The organism is Streptomyces carpinensis, assembly GCF_002154505.1.
GTDB classification, from domain to species: domain Bacteria; phylum Actinomycetota; class Actinomycetes; order Streptomycetales; family Streptomycetaceae; genus Streptomyces; species Streptomyces carpinensis.
In genome coordinates this window covers 1-12237 of record NZ_MUBM01000011.1, presented here as the reverse complement: position 1 = coordinate 12237, position 12237 = coordinate 1, and the positions used below count along the sequence as shown (strand labels likewise).

The window sequence follows — 12237 nt, the reverse complement described above, 5'->3', positions numbered from 1 at the left end:
AAACCCGCAAGGAGATCAAGCACTCATGTACGGAGCCATCGTCGGCGGTCAGATCGGCGGAGCCGGAGCAGCCGGAGCGCTCGCCGCTACCGGGTTCGACACCGTCGCCCTCGTCGTCGCCTGCACCACCCTCATCGCGGCCGGGCTGTCCCTGTGGAAGCTCGCCCCGAAGCGGCGCCGCAACGGCAGCTGACCACCCGCCGACCGGTCGGCCCCGTGCCTCCCGGCGGGGCCGGTCACTCTCTTGGAACCACCATGACGACCCCGACGACTGACCGGGACGCCACCGTGCGCCAGCTGGCCGCCGATGGGATGAGCCAGCGCGGCATCGCGCGCCAGGTCGGTATCCACCACAACACGGTGGCGCGCATCCTCTCCACCTGCGAGCCAGACGAGCCACCCGCCGAGCTGGTGGCGCGCGCCACCAGCGAGCGACCCGCTCCGACCAGCGGCGAACGCCCCGCACTCGGCTCCTGCACGAGCTCCCGAGGTGGCTCATCCAGGACCTCAACATCTCCTCAGCGACCCGGTCACCGGCAGCCTCCACAAGCCAGTGGCGCGCGCCATCCACACCGCCGCCGAACACCGGCGCGCCCAGTGGCGCGCCAATGCGGAGCGCCCGCGCGAGCCAGGCGCGCGCGGGATGCAGGTCGCCTGCGAGTGCCCGGAGTTGCGGGGACGGCGGCCGTCGAAGACGGTGTCGGACCGGACCGCGGCACGGCAGCGGGTCGGACACGCATTGACGGTCACCGAGACCGGCCTCGCCTTCCTCGAAGACGCACGCCGCCGCGGCGTGCTGTGCCGGCCGCTGGACTGGATCCCCGAAGTCCACTACCCCATCGGGGGCGGCGAGGCCGTCATCCCCGACGCCCCGCTCGTTGGCTGCGAGGCTGTCGGATCAGCCGCGCACGGTTGAGGCCAGCCCGACCGGCAGCCGGGTGATTTCACCGACGGCCCGGCTCGGCTGTGCGGACACCGCGCGGTGGAAGGCGGCACCTGGGCCGTAGCCTGCGGTTGATGACGAACGCTGCGATGCCGACTCCCGCGAGAGCCTTCGAGATGCTGCTGAGCGGAAACCGCCGATTCGCCTCGGGCACCCCGCAGCATCCGAATCAGGATGCCGCGCGCCGGGCGCAGACGGCGCCCGGTCAGCGCCCGTTCGCGGTGCTGTTCGGGTGTTCCGATTCCCGACTTGCCGCCGAGATCATCTTCGACCGGGGGCTGGGGGACCTGTTCGTGGTACGCACGTCGGGCCACGTAGTGGGGTGGGAGGTGCTGGGCAGCATCGAGTACGGGGTGGGCGTGCTGGGCTGCCCACTGGTGGTGGTCCTCGGCCACGACACATGTTGGACGGTCGCGGCCGCCCAAACCGGGGTGGACGAGGGGACCATCACGGAAACAGGGTACGTACGCGAGGTGATCGAGCGGGTGATGCCCAGCGTGCTGGCCGCGCGAGCCGCCGGCCTGAGCAGCGACCGCGACGTCATCGCCGAGCACGTCCGGCACACCGTCGACCTGCTCCTTGAGCGCTCCCCGGTCCTCGCCGCACACCTCGCCGCCGGACGCACCGCGATCGTGGGCATGACCTACCTCCTGCAAGGCGGCACCACCCACCTGGTCACAGCCCGCGGCCTGCCAGCCGACGCAGCCGCCGCCCCGAGCCCATGAGCAGCCGGTCACATTGACTGCCTCCACCGGCACCCCGCGCAGCCCCAGCCCACCCTGGCGTGGGAGCCACGGGCTACTCCGACCACAGCTGGTCACAGCGTTGCGCAGCCAGTTGAGCCCTGCCGCGCCGGTTAGTTGAGGAGCTGTCCGGTCGATCACGGTCCAGTGTGCACAGCCCACGGTGCGAGGGAGACGGTCAGCGAACCGCGGCGGACCGCTGTCGTGCTGGAGCGCGAATCCGGCCCTGAGAGGATGCCGCGGTTGACCAGCGCCCTGTCGGCGTGGATGGGTTTAAGGTCTGTGGCGGGTGCGGAGGATGTTGGCTGCGCCGGGTGCATGAGGGGCGGTGGATGGTGAGCCGTGCCTGGATCCGGGAGTTGACGGGTGCGTCAGCGGCGACGGCGGCCCGCTGGTACGCCCAGCGTCATCAGCAGCCCGAAGACCGGCACCCGGAAGTTCATCTGCACCGTCGGCCGCCTCCTCTACTTCGACCAGCAGGCCGTCGAAGCGTTCTGGGCCGCCCGGCAGCAGGACGTCGGCACCGGTTGGCTGGGCACCGCGGGCGCCGGCCGGGTGACGGGCGCGGGGCGAACCGGGGTGGACCGAGCCGGGAGTAGCGCGAGCGGGCCGTCACGGTCGATTCACTGACGGCGTGTCGGCTAGGAAAACCGCATGTGCTTCAGATGCTAGAAATGGGTATGAGTACGACGAAGTCGCATAAGCCGTCATCGGCGTGAGAGGGACAAACCCACGGAACAACAGCTTGCACTCATGGCACGACGTGCACGTCGATGTCCGCGCCATCACCATCACAGGCACGCAGTCGCACGACTGCGCTGGATGCCGCCACGTACTTCGCTCTCTAGCTAAAGCTCATGGCCGCAAGGTTCCTTCTCGCAGGGACGCAAGTATGACAAATGCGTGGCTCCCGCCGGAGCAGTACATCGAGACCATCGCACGCGCGACCTCCTATGCCTGCCTCTACTTCACAGACACCGCCGGCCGTCCCTTCCAACTACGTTCACGCAACGGCGTGGAAGTGTGGCAGTGGCCGGGCGGCAATATGGAGCTTGGCGAAACACCCTGGGAGTGCGCTCGGCGCGAGTGCTTGGAAGAGACCGGCATCGACTTCCGGGGGCCGCAGCGCCTCCTCGGTGTCCACTTCGTCCCCCAACGCACGACCTGGCCGGTCAACCACATCGGCTTCATCTTCGACGGAGGCGTACTCACCGACGATCGGCTCGCCCAAGTGCACATCACGAACGAGCACACCGCGTGGCGTGTAGCGACGATCGACGAGTGGAGGCGGGATATGAGCACGGTCAACTTCGCGCGACTCCAAGCGATCAGCGCGGCTCGAGAGACGGGAATCGTCGCGTATCTCGAGCGCCACTAGTACTCCAGCAGGATTTTGCAGTCTGACCTGCGGGTTTTGCTGGGCGGCTGGAGTGTAGCGGGCTGCACAGTGATCAGGTGTGGCCTTCGGCAGGCCGCCCTCGATCGTGCGACAGCGCCGCAGGTAGTGACAGCGCCGAGCGACCGCTTGGCGTCGTCGGAGCCGGTTCGACCAGCTCAGCGCGTGGTGTCGTCCTCGGCGACCACGAAGGTGCGGGGGTGGAGAACGACAAGCTGCCAGGAGTCGCCGAACCTCCGCCAGTGTGAACTCGATTGCCCCGGCTGCCTGGGACGTCCAGGCCCGCGCCGCGGTGGAGAACCTGCGTCTGGACGCGGTCCGCGAATCGGACCGGCAGGCCACGCAGGCGCTCGTCACCGAGTTGAGGGAACGGAGCGACGACTTCGACCGCTGCTGGCAGCAGCACCGCGGGCACCAGCGCACTCATGGTTCCAAGCGGCTTCGGCATCCCCTGGTCGGTGAACTCACCGTGGAGTACGAAACGCTTTCGCTTCCCGGTGACAGCGAAACCACTCTGGTCCTCTACACCGCCGAACCCCGGTCGGCGTCCGCCCAGGCGCTGAGCCTGCTGGCCTCCTGGACACTGGCGGGATCTTCGACAGCTCCGAGACGCTCGCGCGACTGACAGGCGGTTCTCGGCGGTGGCCTCACACCGAGGCCGGCCACGTGGCCGTGGGCGCCACGTGCGACACCCAGGTGATCCCCCGACAACGGCCACCACAGCACCCACGAGTCGCTCCCGTCCCGGGCAGGCCGACACCGTGAATCCGTCCGACAGGGCCGGGCCGAAGGATTCCAGCGGTACCGCGTCGCGTCGCCGTACACCGGGGCGAGCGGCCACAAGACACGCCACCAGATATGAACAGTACGGGTGGCCCGCCTGGCCCTACATGGCGCTGTCGTTCCATGAGTGGGCACCGACGCACAAGCCCTCGGGACGGTCGCGTCAACACCATGGCATCGCTTCGACAAGAACGCGTGAAAGGCAAGTACGACATGCATGGCTGTCAGATTCACGGCCCCGCCGCTGTCGGGCGCAAGCGCCGTTGCGCTGCCCTCGCCGGTCTCACGGCGAGGGTTCTGATCGGCCGGAAGGGGCTGGACACGGCGGTGGCTACGGCCCGGCCAGTGACGCGTGCCGGTCCCAGAATGCGACAGGCTGGAAGGCCGGGGCGGATCACGTTGTAGTGGGGAGGCCGACCTCCGAGCGAGAGATCAACAGGCAGGACTTCGACAAGGGACCCGTGCGGTACACGCTCGACCGGTCGGTGACGTTGCGACAGGAGAAGGCTCTCTGGTCCGCCGATACCGCCCGGCATGAGGCGGGGAGCGAGTTCGCGATGAGCCCCCTGGCTGGTCAGTACTCCAGAGCGGGAAACGGATCGAGGGAACGGCTCTGGAGGCACCCCGGCTGGAGCTCGGTCACACCTATGTCCTTGCCCTGCGCTGGGACGGCGGCCGGTGGGTCGTCTGAGAGGGCACCGCCGTGCGGTTCGACGATCACGTAGCGAGGCAAGTGAGAGGTGCGCAAGTGTGTTGAGTGAGGACGGCTTCGCCAGAGGCGAGCGGTTCTCCCGCCGGGACGACCACAGTCTGGAAGAGGCCGTGCTCGGACAGGACGAACACGCCATCTCCCACCGCAGCTGCGGTGGACATGGCGGGAATGCGGTCGTGTTCTTGGGCATTTGCAACTCCGCATGGTCCGAGCCGGTGCTCCCGGACATCCCCCGCCTGCGCTCCAGCGCGAGGATGTGGGCGGACAGGGCGAGGTTGCCCGCTTCGTCGGTCAACGGCGCACCCGATAGCGCAGGTGAAGCACCCGGTTGCCCTGAATCACCACGTCAGGATCCTCCAACAGGTGCTGCGCGTCGACCGACCCGAAGTAGCGCTTGCCGGACCCGAACACGACGGGTACGACGTCCATGCGCACCTCGTCGATCAGGCCCGCGGCAAGCACCTGGCCACCGACGTCGCCAGCGGCGACCTCGACCATGCGGTCACCCGCAAGCTCCTGCGCCTTGGCCACGGCTACCTCGACGCCGTCGACGAAGTGAAACGGCGCCTCGGGGTCCCAGCCCTCGGGCTGCGGCCGGTGTGTCACGACGACCACGTGGTCGATCCCGCTCGGAGGCTTTCCGTCCCAGCCGTCCGTCATGTCGAAGACGTGGCGGCCGCAGATTGTCACCCCGATCTGGTCCCAGTACGGCCGGGTGTAGTCGTAGGACGTCTGCGACACCTTCACCTCGCCGCTCTGGTCCAACGGGACGTCACCGCTGGACAACCAGTCGAACAGCGGTCCGGGCTGGTCATTCTCGTCCGCGACGAAGCCGTCCACCGAGACCGAGCTGTACATGACCACCTTGCCCACGGGGCCCTCCTCTGCTTTGGGGTGCCCCAAATTAGCGTGACGTGAGCTGTCGCTCTTGTAAGAAATCAATCGGCCGACAGCGGCCAGCCGTCCAGCGCGTGGCCGGGATGTCCGCGCAGGAACCACCGCCGGACTTCGACGTACCGGGTCGGCGTGAGCCCGGTGAACGCCCGGAACTCGTGGCCGAAGTGGGCCTGGTCGAAGTAGCCTGCCATGTCCCGTGTCCAGCTCGCCCTGCGCGTCGCCGACCTCGAAGCCTCGATCGCGTTCTGCTCCAAGCTGTTCGGCGCCGAGCCGGCCAAGCGCCGCAAGGGCTACGCCAACTTCGCCGTCACCGAGCCGCCGCTCACGTCCTCATCGAGGGCGGAGCCGGCGAGGACACCCGCCTGGCCCACCTCGGCGTCGAGGTCGCCTCCACCGAGGACGTCGCCGCGCGGCCGCCGCCCGGCTCACGGACGCGGGTCTGGCGACCTTCGAGGAGAACGACACGTCCTGCTGCTACGTCCTCCAGGACAAGATCTGGGTCCCCGGACCCTGCGGGGAGCCCTGGGAGGTGTACGTCGTCAAGCCGGGCCCGGGCACGGCATGATGCCGTTGACCCTCCCACGCCCGGAGGCCGACGAGGAGTGGGCTGCGGACGACGAGTGGGAGGAAGACCGGCTGCCGGGCCGTTCCCACTCCACCGAACCCCTGCCCGGCCCGATCGGGGCACCCGCCGATCTGACCCAGGGCACGCTCATGCTGGCCGAACAGGGCTGCGGCATCTACAACCGGCTCATCCTCAACGGCCCACACGCAGGAGAGATCTGGCAGATCGATCCGGACTGGGGTGGCTTCGTACCGGTGAGCCCGGGCTTCCGATCCTGGTACACCGATTGGTTGGCGAGCCCGTAAACGCCCGTCATGCCGGCTGGACCAACCCCCCGCCCTGCCCTCCGGCACAGAAGGGATCACGATCAAGTGACCCGGACCACTCAAACTTGATGGCACACGATCAAGGTTCGATGTCACAGGACAGCGGGCTCCAGCTCGGCGGTGCGGAGGAAGTCGGCGACCCGTTTGCGCGTCGAGTTGTGGCACCTGAGGCTGGAGGGAGGAGCGGAAACAACCCAAGGAGGGATGATCATGGGCAAGGAAGAGCTGTATGCGAGGGACACGTCTGCGGTGACGTGGCGCAAGAGCAGCAAGAGCGTCTATCGCCCCGAATGCGTGGAGGTCGCCGACCTCGGCGACGGCGCCGTGGCGATACGGGATTCCAACGCCCGGGAGCGCGGTGACCTGCGTTTCACCGCTTCGGAGTGGGCTGCCTTCCGCGAGGGCGTGCGGGACGGCGAATTCGGCTGAACCCTCCCCGCCTCGACCCGGCACCGGCCGGACCACTCCGGACGACCAGCTACCGAGCCCGCATCGTCGTCCACTCCCCGAGCCGGGCACGCTGCTCCTCGTGCGGGGACCCTGCGGTCGCCACCCGGATCGTGAACGTGCCCGGCCTCGGCCCTGCGATGGCACGACTCCTGCCGGGACTGCATGGTCGCCGGATTCAAGCTCGAGCGGCCGCAGCGTGCGCACTGTGCACCCCGAGCGCTATGACCTCACCCTGACCGCCAGCGGCCGACGGGTGCAGCAAGGCTGGTGGTCGAGGGAGGCGACCGCACGCTACAAGTTCTCCGGCTGGGTCGGGCAGTACAGCGGCCTGCACGACGCCCGTCTCCTCCTCGTCGGCGAGGAGACCGGGGAAGAGCTGGCCAGCTGGCCGTAGCGTCAGTGCCTCACGAGCGTCATGGGAGGCGTTGGATGGCGATGAGGGCGGCATCGTCACCGAGGGGACCACGGGTGTGATTCAACAGGTCTTCGTGGACGTACCGGACGAGGCGTTCGGGGCCGCCTGCGCCGTCCCACGCCTCGACCCGCTTGGTGAGCGGGTAGAAGGCGCCGTTCGGGTCGGGAGCCTCTATGACGCCGTCGGTGTAGAGGAGCAGGACGTCGCCTGATCCGAAGCCGAAAGTGTCGACAGCGTACTGGTCTTCCAAGGGCGCGGTGATGCCCAGCGGGAGCCCTGGACTGCGCGCTTCGAGGCGGCTGACGTTGCCGTTGCGCAGCAGCAGAGGCGGGGGATGGCCGCAGCTGATCGTCTCCACCTGGTCGAGATCGTCGGGGAAGTCCAGGAGCAGCGCGGTCACGAAGGACTCGCCGGCCTCAGGGTCGTCGTCGGGGGCGGCGGCCCAGCTCCAGTGCATGGCGTTTCCCAGGTCCATCACCAGGTCCAGCAGCGAGAGGTTGCGATAGGCGGAGCTGTGGAAAGCGCCGAGCAAATGGGAGGTGTCCTTGATGGCGGCCAGCCCCTTGCCTCGGACGTCACCGATGATCAACCGGGTCGCGCCGTTGGCACGGGTGGCCGCGTACAGGTCGCCGCCGATCTGCGCCTCCTGCTCCGCAGCGATGTAGTCGGCGGCCATGCGCAGCCGTCCACAACGCTGGGGGAGCGGTCGTATCAGGACTTCTTGTGCAGCCACTGCGACGGAGCGTGTCTGTACGAGCTGCCGCTCGCGCAGATCGCGCACCGAGCGGAGAGCGACCAGGAACCCGGAGACCACCGCAATACCGATCACCTGAATCTGCAGCCCCGGAGTGATGCCGGCGCCCTCGATGAAGGGCACGATGACCTGGCCCGCCACGGCCAGGACACCCATGAGCCCCGTAAGGCGCGGGCCGGCGAAGGACGAGGTGACGGCAGGAGCGACGACCAGCAAAGGACCCAGCTGGACACCCTTGCCTGTCAGGACGTCCGCAATCACGATCACAACGATCAGAGCGAGCGGGATCACGAGGAACGCGTGGCTCGCCTGCATGGTTGGGTGACTTTTCCATAGCTTCGCACCCATATGCCCCATGCTGGCACCCGGAGGCACCACGGTGCACAAGGTCTGCAGCCCAAGGCCGGGCCTCGCGCGTGACGCAGAAGGGCGGGTTGCCCAGCTGGACTCAGTGTTCCCACACCTCGGGCCCGCCACCCCGCCACTCGATCAGCTGAGACCCGCCCAGGTACACCGCGTCCGCGTCCTCGATCCCGGCACGGCGCAGGAACTCCGCCACGTCCATCAGCCTGTAGGCGGTGCCGAGGATCTGTCCGTCGACGCGCACGCACCGGCCGCCGGCCATGGTGGGCGGATAGATGACGACTTGAGCAGCCATGCCGCCAGCCTGCGGGGGCGGGCGGTTCCGCGCACTCGGGGCGGTCGGTCTGGGTGAGATGCCACGGAGGTCCCGGTGCTGCCGAGGCGGGGCACCGGGACCTCCGGGTTGATCGGAAGCGGTGATGCAACCACTGCTGAACGAATCGGTGGCCCGCGCCAAAGCCTCCCGCGGCAAGGAGGGGGAGGCCCAGGTGCATGAGATGCCCGCCCTCAAGAAGACGACGAAGAAACAACCCGCCAAGAAGACCACCGAGAAGAAGACGACGGGCCGACGGCCGCGCAGCGCTCAGCCGTCCGGGTGCGACGTCGTTGCCATGGTGGTCGCCTGCTCCCCAATCCGGCCAAAGGGAGGACTTGACAGCCAGGTCCGCCTGGTCCTGGGCTGACGGCGGCCCGGGATACATAGGCTGTCACCGCTACCGAAGGGCGGTGCCATGGATGCTGACTCCCGGACCAGGGCCACGATCGAGGAGCATTGGCGGGCCTCGGAACGAGGGGACACCGAAGCCGAACATGCCATCTATGCCACTGACGCGATCCTGGACTATCCGCAGTCAGGTGAACGATTCCAGGGCCGAGCGACGATCTTGGCGCAACGCGGCGGGCACCCGGCCGACCGACACTTCACCGTCCAGCGAATCACTGGCCATGCTCACCTGTGGGTGAGCGAATGCATCATCACCTATGACGGTGCGCCTTCGTACTCGGTGAGCATCATGGAATTCGCTGACCAGCACGTGGTGCACGAGACGCAGTACTTCGCCGACCCCTTCGCCGCGCCGGCCTGGCGGGCCGCGCTCGCGGACCCGATGCCGGGACGAACCATCGCCGGAGCCTGATTCTTGGCCTCGCTCGGGTCAGCCGGCTGACCAGCCTGTCACCTTGAGAATGCCTTTTAGCCGTCGATGAAGCCGAGTTCTGCATCCGGCCGGCAGTGTCCGCACGCCTCGACGCCCTCAGCCAGTGCTCTCAGCGCGACGTCCCGCGGCACGCCCTTGCACCGCTTGCCTGCCATGTGGCAGCCGCCGACGTGGACGGCGACGGGTGGGGCGTCCCGGTTGAGGCCGCCCTCGAGGATCCAGTCCGGCACCGGTGGCCGGGCCTGCTCGCCGCGCTGCCGCTCGGCGTCGCGCCGTTCGGCCGTGGCGATGTGCTGCCGGACCCGCTCGAGGGACAGGGCAAGCCAGGTCTCCGGGGTGCGGAGGCCCGGCAGGTCCGGCGGCAAGTCGTTCACACGTTCGATTCTAGGCGGTAGGGTGCCCACCAGCACAGCAAGAGGGGGGCGACGCACCGGAGGCAGCATGCGGCCCGACCTGCTAGCCCTCGCATTCCTCGGCATCGACCCCGCCCGCCTTGACCCGGCACCCGCCGGACCGCCGCGGACAACCGGCTACCGGGCCCGCATCTACCCGCACTCCCCAACCCGGGCGCACTGCTCCTCGTGCGGGGAGCCTGCGATCGCCACCCGAATCGTCGACCTGACAGGCCTCGGCCTGCGATGGCACGACTGGTGCCGCAACTGCATGGTCGCCGGATTCAAGCTGGAGCGGTGACCACGGGGGACGCCCCGCCCCGGAGCTGCCGGTCACCCTCGACATGCCGGCAAGGTCGCCGATTACCTCCGCACCACAGAACTGGAGCCCGCCGAGTGGGTTGCGCTCGACCAGGGGGTGACCGTACGGCGCGGCCAGGGCTACACCCTGCGCGTCACGGCCGCCCCCGCCGTCCACCTCCAGCTCCTCGCCCACTGCCAGCTCCTCGCCCACTGCCAGCCGCTCGACGACACCCCGGGCGCCCAGTCGGTTCCGACCCAGCGCAAGGCTCGCCGCGAGTACGAGGACCGGGTCAGTGCGCTCGCGCTGACCGGACCATGATCGTTCGCATCGGGATTCCTGTACCGCAACTCCTCACCCCCGGACAAGGGGTTGTGGACAAATTGGTTTAGACCTGTCGTGCGGCGCTCGTGTAACGCCTCTCCCGTCCGCCGCCAAGTACATGTGACAGGCAGGCTGGGAGATGGGAGGCACCACCTTGACGAGCGAAACCCGCGGCAGGGAGGGACCGGCGGCAGCAGCCCGCGACCCGGACCTCTTCGAGGAGTTCTACCGGCGCCACTTCGACGCGATCACCCGTTTCATCGCCCGGCGTGTCGCCGACCCCCACACGGTCGCCGACCTGACGGCGGAGGTCTTCCTCGCCGCGATCGACTCCGTGGACTCCTACCGCCCGGGACAGGGCAGCGAGACGGCCTGGCTGTACGGCATAGCCCGCAACCTGGTCTGCGCCGAGGCCCGCCGCACCGCCCGCCAGGCGGCCCTGGGCGCACGGATCGCGGGCCGCAGGCTGCTGGAGGCGGACGACATCGCGCGCCTGGAGGAGCAGCTGGACGCCGAGGCCGCGGGCCGCCGGGCGCTGGCCGCGCTCGCCGTCCTCCCGGAGGGGGAGCGCGCGCTGCTGGAGCTCATCACCGTCGACCAGCTCACGCTCCCGGAGGCAGCGGCGGCGCTCGGCATCCGCCAGGTGACCGCCCGGGTGCGGCTGCACCGGGCGCGCAAGACGCTGCATGGGGCGGCCCAGAGCGTAACGGATCAGCGGACGCCGGGGCCGGCGCTCGCCAGGGACGCACTCATCACGGGAACAGGGGAGAGGACATGAAGGCGACATTCGAGGACCGGCTGCTCGAGGAGCTCAAGCGGGAGATCGCAGCGCGGGGACCGCAGCCCGCCCCGGCGCCCCGGCGCCGCGTGGTGACCGTGCCGCGGCTCGCGCTCGCGGCCGGGCTGGCCACCGCGGCGGCGGTGACTGCGGTGGTGCTGCCCGGGTCGCCAGGGGCGTCGAAGGCGTACGCCGTGGACCAGAACGGAGACGGCAGCGTCACCGTCAACCTCTTCGACCTCACACCGGAGCGCGAGGAGCAGGACGCACTCGTGGCCCGGCTGCGCGCGCTGGGAGTGCTGGTGAGCGTCGACAGCCCGCCTGCCGGCACCGCCTGTGCCTGGCCCAGGGGGGAGGTCCTCCAGCACCCGGCGGGCGTCATGGACCGCGAGGCGGTCGAGGAGCTCATGCGCGAGTGGGCAGCGGAGGGCGCCCGCGGAATCGCGTTCCCGATGCCGCCGGGTACGGAGGGGAAGGGCGCCGACGCCGACTGGCAGGTCACCCTCCACCGCGGCGACACCCTGGTGATCGAGCGCAACCAGGTCGGCACCTGGTACTCCGCCGTCAAGGGCGCTGCCGCCCCGTGCGATCCCCAGCCCTTCGCTCGGCCCAGGCCCATCCCGTCCGACGGGACCCGAGGCTGGCCGTCACACCCCCGCCCAGGGCAGCGTCTCCAACGCTGCCCTGGGCGGCACATCCAACCCCGAGAACCGGGTCAGTGCGCTCGCGCCGACCGGACCATGATCGTTCGCATCGGGATTCCTGTACCGCAACTACTCACACCCGTGGAGGCCCGTAAGTCCAGGGAAACCGAAGCCTGTTCAGTGGGAACTCACAGGTCGGTACGCCTGCATCAACTCGGCGTACCCCTGCCCCAACGGCAAGATCAAGACGACACATTGATGATCGGCAAGCCTTAAGCTTGGCGTTTATGCTGC

At 69.0% G+C, this 12237-nt stretch carries 20 protein-coding genes and 1 pseudogene; 16 read left to right on the top strand and 5 right to left on the bottom strand.

Annotated features, from left to right (window positions below; translation table 11 throughout):
* Positions 1 to 25 precede the first annotated feature (25 nt).
* The 6 genes from BZY54_RS51520 to BZY54_RS01725 all read left to right on the top strand — a co-directional run bounded on the left by BZY54_RS51520 (position 26) and on the right by BZY54_RS01725 (position 3707).
* Entirely contained in the window at positions 26 to 193 is a 168-nt protein-coding gene (locus BZY54_RS51520) for a hypothetical protein (protein ID WP_167413926.1), read from the top strand.
* 360 nt (positions 194 to 553) lie between these two features.
* Entirely contained in the window at positions 554 to 916 is a 363-nt protein-coding gene (locus BZY54_RS01745) for a hypothetical protein (RefSeq protein WP_244216904.1), read from the top strand.
* A 101-nt stretch (positions 917 to 1017) separates the two neighbouring features.
* On the top strand, positions 1018 to 1668 hold the full coding sequence (locus BZY54_RS01740; RefSeq protein WP_086722544.1) for a carbonic anhydrase: 651 nt from the start codon (positions 1018 to 1020) through the stop codon (positions 1666 to 1668).
* Between the two features lie 384 nt (positions 1669 to 2052).
* Entirely contained in the window at positions 2053 to 2316 is a 264-nt protein-coding gene (locus BZY54_RS01735; RefSeq protein ID WP_086722543.1) for a hypothetical protein, read from the top strand.
* A 262-nt stretch (positions 2317 to 2578) separates the two neighbouring features.
* The gene (locus tag BZY54_RS01730) at positions 2579 to 3064 is read left to right on the top strand and encodes an NUDIX domain-containing protein (RefSeq protein WP_086722542.1); all 486 of its coding nucleotides are present in this window, start codon (positions 2579 to 2581) and stop codon (positions 3062 to 3064) included.
* Between the two features lie 262 nt (positions 3065 to 3326).
* Entirely contained in the window at positions 3327 to 3707 is a 381-nt protein-coding gene (locus tag BZY54_RS01725) for an MmyB family transcriptional regulator (protein WP_425276251.1), read from the top strand.
* Positions 3708 to 4868: 1161 nt separating this feature from the next.
* Here BZY54_RS01725 and BZY54_RS01720 read toward each other — a convergent pair.
* Positions 4869 to 5450, bottom strand: coding sequence for a dihydrofolate reductase family protein (locus tag BZY54_RS01720; protein WP_086722541.1), 582 nt, complete (start codon positions 5448 to 5450; stop codon positions 4869 to 4871).
* Positions 5451 to 5515: 65 nt separating this feature from the next.
* Positions 5516 to 5665 carry a helix-turn-helix domain-containing protein gene (locus BZY54_RS01715; protein WP_208640516.1) on the bottom strand — a complete coding sequence of 50 codons (150 nt, stop codon included), beginning with the start codon at positions 5663 to 5665 and terminating at the stop codon, positions 5516 to 5518.
* Here BZY54_RS01715 and BZY54_RS01710 point away from each other — a divergent pair.
* From BZY54_RS01710 to BZY54_RS01695, 4 genes and pseudogenes are all read left to right on the top strand, one after another.
* Positions 5664 to 6039, top strand: a pseudogene (locus BZY54_RS01710) (ArsI/CadI family heavy metal resistance metalloenzyme). The gene BZY54_RS01715 and the pseudogene BZY54_RS01710 sit on opposite strands and share 2 nt — an antisense overlap.
* A gap of 5 nt (positions 6040 to 6044) precedes the next feature.
* A complete protein-coding gene (locus BZY54_RS01705) occupies positions 6045 to 6344 on the top strand; it encodes a hypothetical protein (protein WP_143667974.1) in 300 nt (99 codons plus the stop codon).
* A 231-nt stretch (positions 6345 to 6575) separates the two neighbouring features.
* Positions 6576 to 6794 (top strand): DUF397 domain-containing protein, encoded by a 219-nt coding sequence (locus BZY54_RS01700; protein ID WP_341868656.1) that lies wholly within the window; start codon positions 6576 to 6578, stop codon positions 6792 to 6794.
* 217 nt (positions 6795 to 7011) lie between these two features.
* Positions 7012 to 7209: a hypothetical protein gene (locus BZY54_RS01695; RefSeq protein ID WP_143667973.1), complete on the top strand. Its 198-nt coding sequence runs from the start codon at positions 7012 to 7014 to the stop codon at positions 7207 to 7209.
* Between the two features lie 19 nt (positions 7210 to 7228).
* Here BZY54_RS01695 and BZY54_RS01690 read toward each other — a convergent pair whose 3' ends face one another.
* Together BZY54_RS01690 and BZY54_RS01685 are read right to left on the bottom strand one after the other, a co-directional pair.
* The gene (locus BZY54_RS01690) at positions 7229 to 8299 is read right to left on the bottom strand and encodes a PP2C family protein-serine/threonine phosphatase (protein ID WP_244216903.1); all 1071 of its coding nucleotides are present in this window, start codon (positions 8297 to 8299) and stop codon (positions 7229 to 7231) included.
* 133 nt (positions 8300 to 8432) lie between these two features.
* Positions 8433 to 8642, bottom strand: a complete 210-nt coding sequence (locus BZY54_RS01685; RefSeq protein WP_086722536.1) for a hypothetical protein — start codon at positions 8640 to 8642, stop codon at positions 8433 to 8435.
* Positions 8643 to 8766: 124 nt separating this feature from the next.
* Between BZY54_RS01685 and BZY54_RS01680 the strand changes: the two genes are divergently transcribed.
* Both BZY54_RS01680 and BZY54_RS01675 read left to right on the top strand, forming a co-directional pair.
* Entirely contained in the window at positions 8767 to 9030 is a 264-nt protein-coding gene (locus BZY54_RS01680) for a hypothetical protein (RefSeq protein WP_086722535.1), read from the top strand.
* Positions 9031 to 9078: 48 nt separating this feature from the next.
* The gene (locus BZY54_RS01675; protein WP_086722534.1) at positions 9079 to 9483 is read left to right on the top strand and encodes a nuclear transport factor 2-like protein; all 405 of its coding nucleotides are present in this window, start codon (positions 9079 to 9081) and stop codon (positions 9481 to 9483) included.
* Positions 9484 to 9539: 56 nt separating this feature from the next.
* Here the strand turns inward: BZY54_RS01675 and BZY54_RS01670 are convergent, their stop codons facing one another.
* The gene (locus tag BZY54_RS01670; protein WP_086722533.1) at positions 9540 to 9878 is read right to left on the bottom strand and encodes a DUF6233 domain-containing protein; all 339 of its coding nucleotides are present in this window, start codon (positions 9876 to 9878) and stop codon (positions 9540 to 9542) included.
* A gap of 67 nt (positions 9879 to 9945) precedes the next feature.
* Here BZY54_RS01670 and BZY54_RS01665 point away from each other — a divergent pair, with 67 nt between their 5' ends.
* The 4 genes from BZY54_RS01665 (at position 9946) to BZY54_RS01650 (ending at position 12219) form a co-directional block, all read left to right on the top strand.
* A complete protein-coding gene (locus BZY54_RS01665) occupies positions 9946 to 10197 on the top strand; it encodes a hypothetical protein (protein WP_086722532.1) in 252 nt (83 codons plus the stop codon).
* Positions 10198 to 10314: 117 nt separating this feature from the next.
* Positions 10315 to 10518: a hypothetical protein gene (locus BZY54_RS01660; protein ID WP_244216902.1), complete on the top strand. Its 204-nt coding sequence runs from the start codon at positions 10315 to 10317 to the stop codon at positions 10516 to 10518.
* Between the two features lie 157 nt (positions 10519 to 10675).
* Positions 10676 to 11299 carry an RNA polymerase sigma factor gene (locus BZY54_RS01655; RefSeq protein WP_086722574.1) on the top strand — a complete coding sequence of 208 codons (624 nt, stop codon included), beginning with the start codon at positions 10676 to 10678 and terminating at the stop codon, positions 11297 to 11299.
* Entirely contained in the window at positions 11296 to 12219 is a 924-nt protein-coding gene (locus tag BZY54_RS01650) for a hypothetical protein (protein WP_208640514.1), read from the top strand. Before BZY54_RS01655 ends, BZY54_RS01650 begins: the two co-directional genes overlap by 4 nt.
* Positions 12220 to 12237 lie beyond the last annotated feature (18 nt).